At 32.0% G+C, this 491-nt stretch carries 1 protein-coding gene; it reads left to right on the top strand.

Annotated features, from left to right (window positions below):
- Positions 1–491: ABC transporter transmembrane domain-containing protein (locus tag ABGX27_05725; protein ID MEO2068994.1), on the top strand; the 491-nt coding region annotated here is incomplete at both ends.

The raw sequence follows: 491 nt of genomic DNA, 5'->3' as shown, positions 1-491 counted from the left end.
ATCCTTTTGGGACTCGTTCTTGCTAAAGGAATTGCTTTTGCTACTAATTACTACACCATGGCTTATATAGGTCAAAAAGTTGTAGCAAAATTAAGAGAGGATCTGTACGAGAAAGTACTCAACCTTCCATTAGAATACTTTCTAAAAGATCCTCCAGGAAAGTTTATTTCTCGGATTATAAATGATACGGCTCTTCTTCAAGATTTTACTTCCCGTCAAATTGCAACTTTTTCAAGAAATTTATTTATGGCTATTGGACTAGTAGGAGTTGTTTTCTATCAAGATTTTGAGTTGGCTTTCTTTGGATTTATTGGTTTGCCGGTACTTGGATTTTTAATTTCAAGGTTAGGAAAAAAAATAAAAAAATATACAAATAGAATGCAGGATAGATTAAGTGCTATTACTAACCATCTTTTTGATGGAGTTAGGAATATAAAAGAAATAAAGCTACTGGGGTTGGAAAGGAAATTTTCTGATTTGTTTAAATACGA

Source organism: Desulfurobacteriaceae bacterium, assembly GCA_039832905.1.
In the GTDB taxonomy this organism is placed as follows: domain Bacteria; phylum Aquificota; class Aquificia; order Desulfurobacteriales; family Desulfurobacteriaceae; genus Desulfurobacterium.
The sequence above is the reverse complement of the archived record's forward strand: the minus strand, read 5'-3'. Positions and strand labels throughout refer to the sequence as shown.